Here is a 16332-nt window from a genome sequence, read left to right as displayed (position 1 = left end):
TTTAACATTTGTTGCACTAGATTTCTGAAACGGCGGTAAAATGTCGCATAACGGAAAAAGTATTGGCGAAGTGCGGGTGAAGAAGTTGAAAATGTTCAACTTACATGACAATTAGCAAAACTTTTTCGTGAAACTAAATTACAGAAAAAATGTGGAACGAAAAGTTTTTTTGCGACGAAATACAAACAAATCTTTCTATTGTGGATTTAACCCCGCATTTTGCCAATACAATGTTATGTGCAGGCGTTTTTATAGAAATCTAATTTGTAAATTCAGTTTGAAGAAATTTTCACCATTATTTTCATAAATTTTTCCAAATTCGTGTCTTGAACTACTTGCAGTTTCCAGTTTTGTATTTGCAAACAAATAATCTTCAAATTCATTTCGATTGTAAATGTGATAACATAAAATTTCTCCATCATTCTTAACAACTAAATAACCTCCTGTTGCATCAAGTTCACCTGTCCAAACTTTTGACGGCATCATTCCTAATGCAATATCTGTTAGAAATCTTTTGATTTTGTAAGAATAAAATGGGTGATTATTTTCCAAGTTAAAATCAAGCGGGTTCTTTTTTGATATTTCAGATACCAAATCTGAAATTTTTGAATGGTTTGAAGTGAAAAATAGAAATAAAATTTCTGAAATAATTTTTGGTAAAGCACTATCAATCAAAAGTAAATTGCTTTCAAAAATTTTACTTTCGGGTTTATCAAATATAAATTGTCCATTCAATTTTTGAATCTTTTCAATTCTATCTTTGATTTTACTTCTTGTATCAATTTTATTTATTTCTGAAACCTGACTTTTTGTTAAAATTAGATTTGAAATTTTGAAATTGAAATTTGTAGTTTTTCCTGCATTTAATAGAGTAGAAGCACCACCAAGTTGTGATTTTATACTAAATCCAAGTTCAGGATTTGTTCCAGTTCTTTGATCGTGGATTACAATTCTAATATCACTTTTTACAGTTGATTTTGCTTTTAAAGAATGACTATTGAATGAATTTATGAATTGTTCAATTTCAGGAATTGAAAATGTTGAATTTGTTTTTTCTTTTAATTTTGATAGAAGTAAATGCGCTTGTTTCTGAAATTCATTTATTTCAACACGAAATTCCTCGTTGTGATTTTTAACAATTACCAAATCATTTTCGTAACTGAATTCAAAAGTTCCGTTTGATTCATCACGAAGAACTTTTATGATAGGGAAAATAAGGTTTTCTATTTTGTTGAGATTGCTATCTCCAGCAAATAGTTTTTTATCTGCAATAATTTTAAGTAAAGTATAAACTTCACTCCATTCTCCTTTATTTCCTTTTATCATTTTTTATTTATTAATTTCAATATTTCATTCGCAGTTGCTTGTATTGCAGGAACAGCGACAGAATTTCCAAATTGTTTATAAGCGGAAGCATCAGCAACTGGAATTATAAAATCGTCTGGAAATCCTTGCAATCTTGCCCATTCTCTTGGAGTCATTTTTCGGATTCCTTCACGATTTACAGTTCCTTTTATGTGAGTTGTAGGAGTAAAATCTGTAATTCTATCATCAAAAACCAAATTCCTTTCTCTTCCCATTCCTCCACAAACAACTGCATTTGCAATTTCGTCATCAGCAATTATTTGGAAACCAAATCCATTCCCTTTACTTTCGTGTCTTGCTTTGTGATTTTCAAGAGTTAGTAAGTATTGAGTAGAAAGATAATATTTTGTTTCAACAACATTTTCTTCTTTTACATCTTCAAAAGTTCTCTGGAAATCAAAAGGTTTTGGATAATTAAATTCTGTAATTTTTATTGAGGGGTGAAACCCAACAATATAAATTCTTTCACGATTTTGTGGTACACCAAAATCTTTTGCATTTACAATTTTTGGTTCTGGAACATAATAACCTAAATCATTTCTCAAAACATTTAGAATAGTTTCTAAAGTTTTTCCTTTATCGTGACTTCTCAAACCTTTTACATTTTCCAAGAAGATTGCTTTTGGTTGTTTTCTTTTTATAATTTCTGCAACATCAAAAAATAAAGTTCCTCTTGTATCTTCAAAACCGCCTCGTTTTCCTGCAATCGAAAATGCTTGACAAGGAAAACCGGCACAAAGCAAATCAAAACCGTCTGGAATATATTGTTTTGTTTCTTCTTTTGTAATATCTCCAAATGGAGTTTCACCAAAATTTGCGCGATAAGTTTTTTGAGCATTTTTGTCCCATTCACTTGTGTAAACACATTTACCACCAAGATTTTGAAGTGCTATTCTAAATCCACCAATTCCAGCAAAAAGATCTATGAATTTAAATTTAGGATTTTTGATTGGCGGAAATGGAATATCTTCATTTTCAAATAATTCTAGTTGAAATGTTTTTTCTGATAAATATTCAGATTGTTCTTCAGAAATGTAATTTTTTACAATTTCATTGGTGTAATTAATCGCATCTTTTTTATAGAATTGAGATACACCATTTATGTTATTATGAAGGTAATGAGTGATTACAGCATCTTTAATATCGAAGTTTTTGATAGGGTTTTTCCTGTCATTTCGTATTTTCTCAAGCGATATTTTTTCTGCAATCTCCATTATTTAATAATCAAATTTTTGTTGCAATTTACAAAAAAAATGGCTTAAATTTTCAACTTGGAATTATGCGCAAAATTTGTAATACGCTTGCACATAACGGTTCGGGTATTGCCGAAGGCGGGGATTTTTAGCACAAAAGTTCAATAGAATTACTGCTGTTGAATCTTGCACAAATGTTGAATCGAAGTCGTTTCGCCCCGCTTTTGGCAATACCTTGTTAGCTGTTCGCCCTTCTTTTCGCATCGTTGTTTGTCAGTTTATTTTGTCGGGTTGTGGTGCGTTGGATTGGTAGCTCTTTTGCATTTTTTGTTGGCTTTGGGCGTTGGCTAAAAATGCAAATGTGCTACCAAAAGCGTGGGATTTTGGTTTGTTTATTATCTCATTTTGTCCGAATAACATTTCTTCTTTAACCAGAAACTTACTCTTACCAACAAAATCAAAACAGGCACTTCAACCAAAGGTCCAATAACGCCTACAAATGCTTGTGGCGAATGCAAGCCAAAAACGGCAATGGCAACTGCAATGGCTAACTCAAAATTGTTGCCTGTGGCGGTAAATGCAATCGATGCGTTTTTGTCGTAAGGTACTTTTAAGGCTTTGCTGATAAAGAAACTTACAAAAAATGTCAACACAAAATAGATAACTAACGGAATGGCAACTTTTACCACATCCATTGGAAGTTCTAAAATTTTGTCGCCTTTTAAACTGAACATTAGTACAATCGTAAAAAGCAAAGCATACAAAGTAATAGGCGAAATTGCAGGGATGAATTTTCTGTTGAACCATTCAATGCCTTTTGATTTGATTAAAAAATGACGACTTAAAAAACCAGCCAAAAACGGAATGCCCAAATAAATGAAAACACTTTCGGCAACGTCTTTCATTGGCACAGAAATATTGAAATTTCCCAAACCTAATTTCTGCGGTAAAATATTGATGAAAAGCCAAGCATAAAAACTATAAAATACCAATTGAAAAATGCTGTTTAGTGCCACTAACATTGCTGTATATTCTCTATTTGCCTTTGCCAAATCACTCCATACAATTACCATTGCAATACATCTTGCCAAACCAATCAAAATTAAACCCACCATATAATCGGGTTCGTTTTTGAGGAAAATAATGGCGAGAATAAACATTACAATTGGGCTAATTATCCAGTTCAGCAATAGCGAAACAGACATTACTTTTTTGTCTTTAAACGCCATTGGTAACAACGAATAATCCACTTTTGCAAGTGGTGGATACATCATTAAAATCAGTCCAATTGCCAATGGAATATTGGTGGCTCCAACCGAAAGTGAGTTGGTAACGCTGGAAATATTTGGAAAAAAATAACCCAAACCAACACCTAAAAGCATTGCGAGGAAAATCCAAAGCGTGAGGTATCGGTCAAGAAATTTTAGTTTTGGTTGCATTTTCTATGTGTTTGTAATTTTAGCGTATTGTTCCGCTGTTAATAATTTTTCAATTTCTTGGCTGTTTTCAATTTCAATTTTTATCATCCAACCATTTTCAAAGGGTTCGCTGTTTACCAATGTTGGTTCTTTTAAAAGTAATTTGTTGGTTTCAAGTACTTTTCCAGACAAAGGCATAAATAAATCACTCACGGTTTTAATGGCTTCAACAGAACCGAAAACTTCGTCCTGTTTAAAATTATAGCCAACATTTGGCACATCGGCATACACGATTTCGCCCAATTCACTTTGGGCAAAATCTGTAATACCAATTGTTCCAATATTATTTTCTATACGCACCCAAGTATGTTCTTTGGAAAAGTATAAATCGTTTAGAATGTTCATTTCTTCGCTTTTAATGATTAATAACCACGTCTTAAATTGTCTGCATACTCGTTGGGGAGCGGACTGTCTTCCACTGCTTTTGCAGCTTTTTCAAAGTCATATTCAAATCGAATAAATTCTACTTTAATGCTGTCTTTGTCCAACACAGAACTGTTTTCATTAATCGTAAGCATTACATAACCGCCTCTTACATCGCTGTCTTTGGGTTTGCCTACCGAACCAATATTGATGGCGTGTCTGAAATGATTTTGTCCATCAATTCCCGAATTTAAAACTCTGTGATACGGTTTGTGTGTATGTCCGAAACACATAATGTCTGCATCGGCTTGCTCCATAATGCGAAGCATACTTTTTTCTTCACGGTCTTCAAAAAGATATTCGTTTATTTTTCTTGGACTTCCGTGTACTAAAAGCAAATTCAATTTATCTTCGTTGAGTTGAAATTCTACTTTGATATGGGCTGGAAGTGTACGCAAATACGCTCTTTCTTCATCTTTCATCAAAGAATTGGTGAATGAAATAGAAATGTTTCCGTTGTCTTTTTCACTGTCTGTTTTGTAAGCACAACCGCATTCGTTGCTCATTCTTCCAATGCCAAAATCGTAATTTCCTGCAATGGTTGGTATTTTTCTTTTACGGATTTCGTTTACCACTTCGTTTGGCCAAATATTATAGCCCACCAAATCGCCCAAACAATAGATGCTGTCTGGATTTCTCTTGTCCACATCTGCAAAAAAGGCTTCTAATGCAGGTAAATTAGCGTGAATGTCGCTGAATAATGCAATGTTCATTTTGATATAATTTTGAATTAATTTTTATTGTTTTGAATTTAGCAACAACCTCCACCAGGTGTGCAAGCATTTGCTTGATTTACATTCAGTTCAGCCAAATTTTTCTTTTCTTTTTCAGATGGAATACCACAAGCATCTTGTGCCAAACAAGCGGTGGTTTTGCTTTTCAGTACAAATGTTTTCCCATTGAACTCCAAATCGTATTTTCCGATGGTTTCACTTTGATATTCCACTTCAATTTCGGCATCTTCAATGCCTAATTTTTCTTCCGAAAGTTTGATGATGTTTAAAAGTTTAGTAGGTTTTAAGCGATGTTCGAAATCGTCAGCATTCCACAGTTGAAAGTTGGCCACTTTTTCGGTACGAATTACGCCACCGCAATCGATAAAATTTTTAGTGATTTGTCCCACTTCTGTAACGTGAAAATGCTCAGGCACAAAAGCTCCGTTTTCGAGTTGAAATTCCACATTTTCCAATGTTGGTAAAATTTCTTTGATGGTTGATAATTTCATTATTTTGAATATTTAATTTGTTTTATTGCAATATTACGATTGATTAGATAAAAATACTAACAACACTTTTGTTCAGTAACTTTTGTAATGATGTTAGAGAAATATGTTTTTAAAATGCCAAACGTGTTTTCGTCAATACAGTAACAAATCGAGTTGCCTTCGATATTTCCTTTAATCAGACCAGCGTTTTTTAGTTCTTTCAAATGTTGCGAAACGGTAGCTTGTGCCAATGGCAACTCGTTAACAATATCGCCACAAATGCAAGTGTCCACGGTTAAAAGATATTCGATAATCGCCACTCTTGCAGGATGTCCCAAAGCTTTTGCGATGGTCGCAATTTGGTTTTGTTGGTCAGTAAAGTGGTCAGTTTTTGTCGCTCCCATTTTTGTTATCAAATTTAATATTGCAATATTACGATAAATATTTTTAGTCGTCCAAACTTTTTGAGATTTTTTTTGATGTCGGTTCTTGTGCGGTTGGGTAAAATTAAATGTGGTGCAATAGCGTTGGCTTTGTGTGTTGGCTTGCACCTCTTTTAATTTTACGAAGCGTTGGCAATTGTCGATGTTTTGTTTGTCAGTCGAGTTTTGCAGTGTCGTTTTTTAGGGTGACAGCTAACGGTTTGGGTATTGCCGAAGGCGGGGATTTTTAGCACCGAACTTCAATAGAAATACCAAAGTTCAAATATAGCAAAAAAGTTCAATAGAATTCCTTCAGCCCCGCTTTTGGCAATACCTTGTTAGCGGTAGTGCGTTATCTCAATATTTCACCGTCTTTCATTTCTATTATTCGGTCGCTTTTTTTGGCAAAATCATCATCGTGGGTTACGGCTATAATCGTTTGTCCGTAATTTCGTTTGAGGTCTTGAAAAATATCAAAAACTATGTCGGTATTTTTACTGTCCAAATTTCCTGTGGGTTCATCTCCCATAATAATTAAAGGGTCGTTGATTAAAGCACGAGCAATTGCTACACGCTGTTGTTGTCCGCCTGAAAGTTTACTTGCTGGTTTTAGGGCTTGGTCTTTTAATCCTAATATTTCTAATTTCTGATAGGCTCTTTCTTCAATTTCTTTTTCGGAAAATTTCCCTAATTTTAGTGCAGGAATCATCACATTATGTAAACAAGAAAACTCGGCTAACAAATAATGAAACTGAAATACAAAACCAATTTTTTCGTTTCTTAATTCAGCTAATTGGTCTTTGGTCATTCCTGTGGTTAATTGGTTATCAATAAACAATTTTCCTGAATAGTCAGTATCCATTGTAGAAAGAATATACAACAGAGTAGATTTTCCACTGCCTGATTTTCCTATCATCGATAAAAATTCGCCTTTTTGAACTTCAAAATGTATGTTTTTCAATACTTGAAATTCTGTTGGTTCGTGAAAGAATTTATCTATATTTTCTGTTTTTAATATTGTATTCATCTTTATTTTCTTAAAATATCAACTGGGTCTACATTAGCTGCTTTTTTGGCTGGTATATAACCTGCAAAAAATGTTATAATTAATCCTATTACAATTCCTTGTACAAATTTTTTGGGTTCATAATCTATCGGAAAATAACCAATGTCGCCGCCGAGATAAACTCTTTTTAAAATGGTAATTAAAATTGTTGCCATAATTACACCTCCAATTACGCCCATTATTCCAATGGAAATGGCTTGTGTTACAAAAATTCTAACCACATCTTTTCCTTTAAAGCCCATTGCTTTTAAAATAGCAATGTCATTGATTTTTTGAGAAACAGTCATATTCAAAATGTTATAAATTCCAAAACCTGCCACCAATAAAATAGTCAAAGAAACGAATGTGATAATCATTTTTCGCATTTTGTTGGTTGCCATTAAAGTTTCATTGGCTTGTTTCCAACCTTCAGCTTTGTAACCTGTAATTTGTGTAAGTTTTGTTGCTACTTTTTCTGCAATTTCTGGATCAGTTACATTTACATTTATATCAGTTATGTAAGAATTACCTTCTTTTAATAATTGTTGCGAAGCTGTTAAATTGATATAGGATTTGGTTTTATCTGTTATGGAATTATTGGTTTTAAAAATCCCAACTACTTTAAAAGTTCTATTTATGCCTTTGCTGGAAGTAAGGTTTAAATTATCGCTGATGGTCAAATTCATTTTTTCTGCAATACCACTTCCGATAACAATTCCGCTTGGGTTTGATTTTAATAAATCAAAATTCCCGTCAACCATAAACGATTTTATATTGTACATCAAATCTGCTTCATCTGGTTTAATCCCAACGGATAGTCCTGAAATTTGAGATTTTCCATTGTTGTAAAATACATTTGTATTTACTTGTGGTGTTACTACGGTTACTTCTTTCTGTTTTAAAATTGTTTCTATTATCTTATTGGGATTTATGATTACACTATTTATAGGGACTACTTTTGGATTAACAATAATTGATTTAGTATTGTCCGTATTTATTAGTGGCTTACTTATTTCATCATCTTTATAAACTCTTATGTGAGAGGTGTTTCTGAAAATAGAAGTGTTAGAACTTTTATCAAAACCTACCAATAAACTATTCATAAATATGTAAACCGACATTCCTAACAAAACACCCAAAACTGCTACGGCTGTGAGTTTTTTATTAGAAAAAATATAGGTTTTTGCAATGGTACTGTTTATGTTCATAACTTATAACTTCAATGGTAAAATCACATCATTTTCATTAATTCCACTCAATACCTCTACAAATTCGGTAGAAACAATTCCTGTTTTTATTATCACATACTCGTCTTTGCCTTTTACGTTTACTTTGTTCCCAAATCCTACATAATTTCTTGGTATTAAAAGGGCATTTTTCTTTTCGCCCACCAAAATATTGGCTTCTAATTGAGTTCCATAAAGTGAATTGTCAATTGTTTTATCAAAAATTACTTTGCAAATAAAGGATTGTGTTTTCTCATCAAATGCTGATATAATTTCTGATATTTTACCATTATAAATTATATTCTTATTGCTATTTAATTGCACAAAAACCGCTTGTCCAATTTTAATTTTACCAATACTATTTTCATCTACATTCAGAACAGCTTCTACTTTTTTTGCATTGGCAATGGTGGCAATTACTTCGCCTTTCCTTACATAGTCTCCTGTAGTTTTATGTTTTTTAATAATTGTACCACTTTCTGTAACTGTAATTGAATTGTATTTTTGAACTACTTGATTATTTTGCAATTGACCTTTGGTAGCAATTTGATGTTGTTTTGCAGTTTGCAAAATTTGTGTTGCCTGTTTTTTTAGTGCATTTAAGTTTGACAAAGAGTTTTTGCTGTTTAGCTGCATATTTTCATATTCTACCTTCGCCACACTTTGGCTTTGGTAGAGTCTTTTGTAGCGTTCTTCTTGGGTTTTATCTTGTGCATATTTGCTTTCTGCAAACGCTATATTTTGTTGTAATTGTTGTAATGCAGGCGAATTATAGCTCAAATTTTCGTTGGAAATCACTAATTGTTCTTGTGCTATTTGAGTATTTATTTGATTGGTTTGATTTTCAATTTCTGCAATCATAGCACCTTTATTTACCATTTTACCAACATCAAAGTTTGCACTTTTTAATACACCATCAGTTTGGGCAGCAAGATTATAAGAATCGTCCCACTCCAATTGTCCCGAAGCAAAAACGAGTTCTTTAATGTCTTGTCTAATGGGTTTTTCTTCTTTGCTTTTAGTGCAAGAAAAAACCGTGAATAATGTAAATAGTATAACTATGTTTTTCATCTTAAAATGTATTATTAATTTCAATTTTACTTTTGCTAAATCCAATATTGGTTAATACAGAAACTATATTTAGTTTACTAATAATCATATCGTTTTGCGAAATCAAAAGTTTGTCTAATGGTAAAATTCCTTCCTTAAATTGGTTAAAATTCTTCTCGTAGGTATCTTTTTTCAAATCAAATACCTTTTGAAAATTGATGAATTGTTGTAAAGATTTTTGATATTCCAAATTCAATTGTTCATTTTTACTTTCTGTTTCCGCCTTTATATGTTCATTTGTTTTTTGTAATATTTCCAATTGTATTTTTTTGCTTTTGATATTGGAAATACGCTGTATTGTTGGTAATTCCCAACCCAGTTTTAATCCCACATAATTAAAATTTTGCCAATTGGATTTGCTTGCGAAAAAATTGTCGTTACTCAAATTTTGCCAATTAAAAGAAGAAACAAAAGAGAGAGTAGGATAATTTTGATATTGTAAAGATTTGTATTCTTGCTGTGCCAATTGCGTTTGTAATTCGCTATTTTGGTTTTGTAGATTGTTTTGGTTTGCAAATAGGATTGTTTGGTCTTTAAAATCCCATATAGTTTGTTTTAAATTGCTTTCAATTTTATTTTCAAAAAATAAATTCAAAATTTCGTATTGAATTTTGGTATTCATTTCCAATTGTTCCAGTTTATCTTTTAATAAAATTAAATTCACTTCAGCTTCGTTTACTTCTTGTTTTCTTGCGATTCCTTCCTTATTTTTCTCTGAAATAATTTTTAGAATATTTTCGGCAATCAAAATATTTTCTTCTACAACTTCCTTTTGTCCATTAAAAGAGATGATATTAAAATACACCGCATTTATTTTTTCATATAGATTTTGTTCGTTGATTTTATTTTGATTTTCTACCAATTGCTCATTAATTTTTGCCGATTTCATTTGAGCAAAATTTGATAAATTGATAATGTCAAATTGTGGTTGAATATTGAAAGTAGAAACATATTGCTGTCCAATTTGCACTTCTTTAAAAGTTCCTGAAACTCCGCCAAACGCTTCGGCAGGCAAATAACTTATTGGTAAATTGATATTGTCTAAAACCTGAATACTTGTATTCACTTTTGGATTAAATGCATTGCCAAAAGCGGTTTTTTTTGCTAATTCTGCTAGATGTGTTTGAAGCTTTGCATTATCAAAACTGTAATTTTTCGTTTTAGAAAATTCCAATACTTCATATAGCGTCGAAAATGTTTTACTTTCTTGGGCTAAACTGTTTTTGAAACTAAATAGTATCAGTGATAAAACCAGTATTTGTTTGTGAATATTCACTAACTTACGCATATAATTTTTTTTATTTAATTAAAAGCAACTGACTATTTTCAATACCTTTTACCCAATGTTTTACTTGTGGTTCAATTTTGTAAAAATCACCAGCTTTGAGTGTTTTAAGATTGTTTTTCTCGTCTTCATAAACCACTTCACCACTTACACAAATTAAAATAGCATCTGTTTTAGTAATATGTTCTGCCAAAATACCATCTTTGTTTATCTGTAAGCTTCTTGTAACGCCTTCTTTTCCTTCAAAAAGAACATTTACAGATAATGATTTAGTGCTGTCGTGTAAAGCATCGAGTTGATTATACCTTTCCATATTTTTATTATTAGAGTTGTTTGTTTGTGCAATAGAATTATTTGTGAATGCAAATAGTGCAAATGCGAAAAATGCAAATTTTATCTTTTTCATTTTCTAAATTTTTATAAGTGTTAATAGATTATTCATTGTTTCATTTCCTTTTTTTTCTATATCAAAATGAAAGTTTTCCATTTTCCATTTTAGCATTTGTAATCTAAATGCTCCCATTGTAAAATGAACCAAATAATCGGAATCAATATGTTGATTAAATACTTTGGATTCTTGTCCTTCTTCAATTACTTTCCTAAAGATTATAGAATTGGTTTGCATTAAATTTAAAATTATGTTTTTTGTTTTTTCTGAATTATCCAAAAGTCCTTCCGACAAAACAATTACTATAAAGTGCGGATTGGTTTTAAAGAAAGAAAACTGACTTTTAAAAAGTTGTTTAAATTTTTCCTCTGCATTTAAATCCGAATTGATGATACTTTTGAATCGGTCATTTACATTTTTAGATAAATAGCTAATTAAATGAATGATAATTTCTTCTTTGTCCTTAAAATGTCGATACAAAGCACTTTCAGAAAATTTCATTTCTTGGGCAAGGTTTTTTGTTGTCAAACCCGGAATTCCTTTCTGCATCAGAATTTTACCTGATACTTCAATGATTTCTAATTGTCTTGTAGATAAATCTGTTTCCATATAATATATGTTAGTGAATATTCACTCTGCAAAAGTAAAACTTTATTTTTAATAGACAAGTATTATTTTAAAATATTATTGATTTGTAGTATTGGAAAGGGTTTTGGACGCATTACCGCTAACGGAAAAAGGCTTTGCGAAGTGCGGGAATTCGAAGGACTGAAAGTTCAAGAATTCAGAAACGAAGCAAATGCTTTTTCAGATTGTTAAAATTAAAGAAAAAATCAATATGAAAAGCAGTTGCGGATTATTTTTACAAAATTTTCAGTTTTCCTAAAACCCCGCATTTTGCAAAACCTATGTTAGCGGAAGTTTTTACTCAATGCGAAATTTATATGCCATACTAATCTTTCAAATGAACCTCTATCAAGAGCTCTTTGTCCAGTTAACATGCTAGTAAAGAAAACGGGCGTATTTTTTAATATTCCATCAGTTATTAGATAAGTGCCTATTTTATCGTCAAATTCAAAATTAAAGTCCATCCAAATATTTTCATTTTTTTCTAGATTTTTATCAAGTCCAAAATATTTTCTTGCTAAAGTATTATTAACGATAATAACTTTTGGTCGAGCAAGTTCTATTACTGTTTTTGAAATTTCCAATTGTTTATATATAAATTCTACACCATTTGGTAAAGTATATAATTTTTCAATTTCACTTTGTCTGGTTTCTCTAACAAAAAGTAAATCAAAATGAGTCCAAGGAATGTCTACTTGTTCTGATATTTTTTGAAATTTAGAAAAGTATGGATGAATTTGATATTCACTTTGATGAAAATTGTAAAAAATCCGATTAGGATTATTATCATATGAAGGATTAATTCCGATAAACATTAATGAATTTGTATAAATTTCATCTTGAATAGCATAGCCCCTTTTTATAATTTCAATTTCCTTAAATTTATCATTATTCCAAATTTCTTCAATTTTTTGATTGAAATTTCTTTTTACGCTAAAGAAAATATTTTGTTCTTCTATCATTTTATTCTTTATTTAATAAATTAATACGCTTTTCAATTCGATCTAAAATTTCCTTATTAGAATCATAATAAATATCTCTTATTTTTGGTTCGTATTCTTTTGAATTTACGAATTGATTTATGTCTAAATTAAATAATATTTGCCCAAATCTTTGTTCAGGATATTGCTCTATATAATCAGAGATTAGTTCAATTATTTTCTTATTAAGTTTCTTCATAATTAAAAGAAATAAAATTTATAGAATCTAGGCAGTGCTGTTTTATAAAATTTCCGCTAACGGAAAAAGTATTGGCGAAGTGCGGACTAAAACGCTGAAAATGTTCAACTTAAACTACAAAAAGCAAAAACTTTTTTCCTTTTGCTAAAATACAAAAAATAGTAAAAGGAAAAAGTTTTTTGCGACGAAATACAATTAAATTTTCAATTAAAACTTCAATCCCGCATTTTGCCAATACAATGTTAGCAGAAGTTTTTATTTAAACTTAAAAGTCTCATTAACAGAATTATAATATAGTAATAAACATTCAATACATTTATTACTCTTATTATCTGTATAAGTAAACTGGACTATAGAATTATTAGAAAAAAACATCATAGTTTGACCGAAAATTTCCTCTGAGTTCATTGAAATTGATATTTTCTGATTTTTAGTATCAACAAGTGGTCTTCCTTCAAATGTTAAGCTTTCATCACTAACAATGATTTCTTTTTCAATATAATCTGATCCAAATTGCTTTTTCATTTCTAAAAATAGATTTTTATCAGTTCTTAGAGTGGTAACTTTAATTATTGGAAAATACAGCGTATCATTATGTTTATTAGAAAATAAAAAGTCAAAAGAATTATAGTTCATTTGATTGTCTTTCGCAATTCCTTTTTCCTTTTCAGTATATTCTTTTATAACTTTTTTAATAGGAACCGTCCAAACCTTAGGCAATTCAAATGAATAAATATTGTTTTGGTATTTATTATAATTTGATTTCTGTGCAAGAACAATCTGAGAAATTAAGATAATAGAAAGTAAAAATATTTTTTTCATTGATAGAATTTATTCAAAAATAAACATTATTTGATTTGTTCCCATTGCATTAATTTGCTCTCTGATTAGAAATGCCGTTTTGTTTTTTTCGTAAATCAGCATATTGTTATTGATTCCTTTATAATTATAGTCATTGTCAATTAGCTCGTTTTTAAATTTTTGTAAGTCAATATTTTTACCAATTGTTACGTCTAATGCATTAAGCCCTCTGTTAGATGCTGAAAGAACTTTTACAATGATTACCTTGTTTATATCATTGTCAGTATTTCTTACATATGTTATTGTTCGACCATCGTTCTCCTCTCTTAATTTCTTAAATCCTTGTGCATTATTCATATACTCATCAATTGATACCATAGAAATATTTGAAAGCTGTTCAAGCATTCTTAGTTTAAGTTGTTGAGAAAACAAAAAATTAGAAAATAAAAGTAAAAAAAAGAATAATTGTGTTTTAAGTTTCATTTTGAAATGCGATTTTTTATAAAATTTCTGCTAACGGAAAAAGGCTTTGCGAAGTGCGGAATTCGAAGAACCAAAAGTTCAAGAATTCAGAAACGAAGCAAATGCTTTTTCAGATTGTCTAAATTAAATAAAAAAACAATATGAAAAGCAGTTGCGAATTATTTTGACGAAATTTTCAGCTTAGACAAAACCCCGCATTTTGCAAAACCTATGTTAGCTGAAGCCATACTATTTAATATCTTTTTTGTTTATCCAGCCAGTTTGTGGTAATCCGTCATTTGGATCAAAATAATTAATCAAAAACCAAGTAGGCTGAATTTTAACAACTACTATTTCATAATTTTCTGGTAAATTATTAATTACACTTGATCTAGAATTTGGTTTTAATTTAATTTGGCAATTTTTATTGGTATATGATATTTTATTTTTTTCATTTAATTGGTTTTTGATTTCATCAAGATTTCTTAAAATAGTTGCTTGAGAATTTTTAATTTCTTTAAATTCTATTTTTGTGGCAGGTTCTGGTTTATCTTTGATGAAATCGTAATATTGATGAAGTCCAGCAAATCTTAATATCACATCTATAACAAAAAGTAATATAATTCCAGCATCTTTATGCTTTTTGTAAAATTCTTCAACTGAATTTAAAAATAATTTAAACTCATTTGAATTTTCTTCTGTAATTGTTGGATTATATTCTTCTATTAACTGATTGGACAGAGTTACAGCTTCTGTCGTTAAATCTTCAAAATCTTCAATTATATCCCAGGTTTGATTAATAGAAGCTAATTTTGCAATTTCAGCTGAAAGACTAGTAAAAGCAATATTAAGATTTTTAATTTTATTTACTTCACTTAGAGCTAAAGAAATTGAGTTTATAGAAGATAATGAAGCAAATAAACTTTCATTTATTTTTTCTTGTTGAGCTGCTAATTGTGAGAATGCACTTAAAGTGGAATTTGGTATTGCAATAGTTTGCCCAATTTTTTGGATTCTACTATTTTGGATTAACTTTGCCATAGGCATAATCCCAAAATTTAAACTATTATTAATTTGGTTGGCATTAATCAAACTATTTTGAAAACTACTATCACTAATTATTTTTGAAATTGACATTAATGCAGCTAAAGAATTAGGTTGTAAATTTATGTTAGAAAATTTAGCCATTTCTATCATTTGATTATGTAAAGGTGACCTTAAAATATTTAATGACTTTGTTTTTTCTGACAAATCATTTAATGACTTCATAAAATCAAATATGTTGCTCATTTAATATCGTTGTGTTTTCTAATGGTTTCAGCTAACGCCTAGCAGCTTGGCCGCAGTGCGGGATTAATGGTTAAACTTTTTCTATTATCACAACAAAAAGCCATTGCTTTTTTATGCAACTAAATTAAGAAAAAAAGTGAAATAAAAAAGCGATGGCGAATAAATGTTTAAAGATTTTCAACTGATAACTTCCCCCGCATTGCGCCAAACTGCTTGTTATACGCCGGGCAGTTGAGAATGGGAATGTCAGCGACTTTCGATCCATCTATATTTTAGCTTTAAAATAACTTGCTTCTTTTTATTAATGTAAGAAAAACTCTCGCTTTTTGATCACTGGTTTGATTCTAAATCTGGTTTTTTCTTTTTTTTAGAGTTTATGAAGAATGCTGTAGAATTTTCTATTTTAAGTTTGTTTGCCTTAAATCTGTTCTTTTTTTGGTTTTAATTATGCGCAAAGGAGTAAATCTCGCCTGTAATCTGTATTTTTTCTTGAAAATTCTGTTCAGAGCCAAGCCTACGTTTTCTGGGTTTTCCGTTTTTGATATCTATAACCTTTTTGTTTTCAATATTTTACGAGTTGAAATTTGAGAATTATATGAGTAATCCTAATTTTGAATTATGATTAAATTCAAAATTTTGATTTGTAATTTTCAGGAAAATAGGAGAGAAGCAGATTCACTTTTCAGATAAACAAACCATGAAAATTTCGAAAATTTTTCTTGAAAACTTATCTCGATTTCTTTTGGCTTACCGAGCTAAATGGTGGTCTCAAATTGCTAGTGCAACTTTTGTTTTTGTAAAAGTATTATTTTTTTTGAGTGATTTTAATAAAAT

The 16332-nt window shown here is 30.2% G+C and carries 18 protein-coding genes; all 18 read right to left on the bottom strand.

Features of this window, described 5'->3' with window-relative positions:
• Positions 1-249: 249 nt before the first annotated feature.
• Positions 250-1326, bottom strand: coding sequence for an HpaII family restriction endonuclease (locus AC23MB_RS13730; protein WP_487787569.1), 1077 nt, complete (start codon positions 1324-1326; stop codon positions 250-252).
• Positions 1323-2579 carry a DNA cytosine methyltransferase gene (locus AC23MB_RS13725; RefSeq protein ID WP_487787568.1) on the bottom strand — a complete coding sequence of 419 codons (1257 nt, stop codon included), beginning with the start codon at positions 2577-2579 and terminating at the stop codon, positions 1323-1325. Before AC23MB_RS13725 ends, AC23MB_RS13730 begins: the two co-directional genes overlap by 4 nt.
• Positions 2580-2953: 374 nt before the next feature.
• Positions 2954-3997, bottom strand: coding sequence for an ACR3 family arsenite efflux transporter (gene arsB / locus AC23MB_RS13720; protein ID WP_487787567.1), 1044 nt, complete (start codon positions 3995-3997; stop codon positions 2954-2956).
• A 3-nt stretch (positions 3998-4000) separates the two neighbouring features.
• On the bottom strand, positions 4001-4381 hold the full coding sequence (gene gcvH / locus AC23MB_RS13715; protein ID WP_487787566.1) for a glycine cleavage system protein H: 381 nt from the start codon (positions 4379-4381) through the stop codon (positions 4001-4003).
• A 17-nt stretch (positions 4382-4398) separates the two neighbouring features.
• Positions 4399-5172, bottom strand: a complete 774-nt coding sequence (locus AC23MB_RS13710) for a metallophosphoesterase family protein (RefSeq protein ID WP_487787565.1) — start codon at positions 5170-5172, stop codon at positions 4399-4401.
• Positions 5173-5210: 38 nt separating this feature from the next.
• Entirely contained in the window at positions 5211-5684 is a 474-nt protein-coding gene (locus tag AC23MB_RS13705; RefSeq protein ID WP_487787564.1) for a DUF6428 family protein, read from the bottom strand.
• A gap of 56 nt (positions 5685-5740) precedes the next feature.
• Entirely contained in the window at positions 5741-6067 is a 327-nt protein-coding gene (locus tag AC23MB_RS13700) for an ArsR/SmtB family transcription factor (RefSeq protein ID WP_487787563.1), read from the bottom strand.
• Positions 6068-6437: 370 nt separating this feature from the next.
• Positions 6438-7112, bottom strand: a complete 675-nt coding sequence (locus AC23MB_RS13695; RefSeq protein WP_312323908.1) for an ABC transporter ATP-binding protein — start codon at positions 7110-7112, stop codon at positions 6438-6440.
• Positions 7113-7114: 2 nt separating this feature from the next.
• Positions 7115-8338 carry an ABC transporter permease gene (locus tag AC23MB_RS13690; protein WP_312323906.1) on the bottom strand — a complete coding sequence of 408 codons (1224 nt, stop codon included), beginning with the start codon at positions 8336-8338 and terminating at the stop codon, positions 7115-7117.
• A 3-nt stretch (positions 8339-8341) separates the two neighbouring features.
• On the bottom strand, positions 8342-9427 hold the full coding sequence (locus AC23MB_RS13685) for an efflux RND transporter periplasmic adaptor subunit (RefSeq protein ID WP_312323903.1): 1086 nt from the start codon (positions 9425-9427) through the stop codon (positions 8342-8344).
• A 1-nt stretch (position 9428) separates the two neighbouring features.
• Positions 9429-10754, bottom strand: coding sequence for a TolC family protein (locus AC23MB_RS13680; RefSeq protein WP_487787562.1), 1326 nt, complete (start codon positions 10752-10754; stop codon positions 9429-9431).
• A 10-nt stretch (positions 10755-10764) separates the two neighbouring features.
• Entirely contained in the window at positions 10765-11157 is a 393-nt protein-coding gene (locus AC23MB_RS13675) for a cupin domain-containing protein (RefSeq protein WP_312324724.1), read from the bottom strand.
• A 3-nt stretch (positions 11158-11160) separates the two neighbouring features.
• Entirely contained in the window at positions 11161-11748 is a 588-nt protein-coding gene (locus tag AC23MB_RS13670; protein ID WP_312324725.1) for a TetR/AcrR family transcriptional regulator, read from the bottom strand.
• A gap of 302 nt (positions 11749-12050) precedes the next feature.
• The gene (locus AC23MB_RS13665; protein WP_487787561.1) at positions 12051-12728 is read right to left on the bottom strand and encodes a hypothetical protein; all 678 of its coding nucleotides are present in this window, start codon (positions 12726-12728) and stop codon (positions 12051-12053) included.
• A gap of 1 nt (position 12729) precedes the next feature.
• Positions 12730-12945 (bottom strand): hypothetical protein, encoded by a 216-nt coding sequence (locus AC23MB_RS13660; RefSeq protein WP_487787560.1) that lies wholly within the window; start codon positions 12943-12945, stop codon positions 12730-12732.
• 255 nt (positions 12946-13200) lie between these two features.
• Positions 13201-13767 (bottom strand): hypothetical protein, encoded by a 567-nt coding sequence (locus AC23MB_RS13655; RefSeq protein ID WP_487787559.1) that lies wholly within the window; start codon positions 13765-13767, stop codon positions 13201-13203.
• A gap of 9 nt (positions 13768-13776) precedes the next feature.
• Positions 13777-14229 carry a hypothetical protein gene (locus AC23MB_RS13650; RefSeq protein WP_487787558.1) on the bottom strand — a complete coding sequence of 151 codons (453 nt, stop codon included), beginning with the start codon at positions 14227-14229 and terminating at the stop codon, positions 13777-13779.
• 228 nt (positions 14230-14457) lie between these two features.
• Positions 14458-15498 carry a hypothetical protein gene (locus AC23MB_RS13645; protein ID WP_487787557.1) on the bottom strand — a complete coding sequence of 347 codons (1041 nt, stop codon included), beginning with the start codon at positions 15496-15498 and terminating at the stop codon, positions 14458-14460.
• Positions 15499-16332 lie beyond the last annotated feature (834 nt).

It is taken from the genome of Soonwooa sp. T0.1_25, from assembly GCF_057652215.1.
Note: the sequence above shows the minus strand (reverse complement) of the source record. Positions and strands in the feature narration are given on the sequence as shown.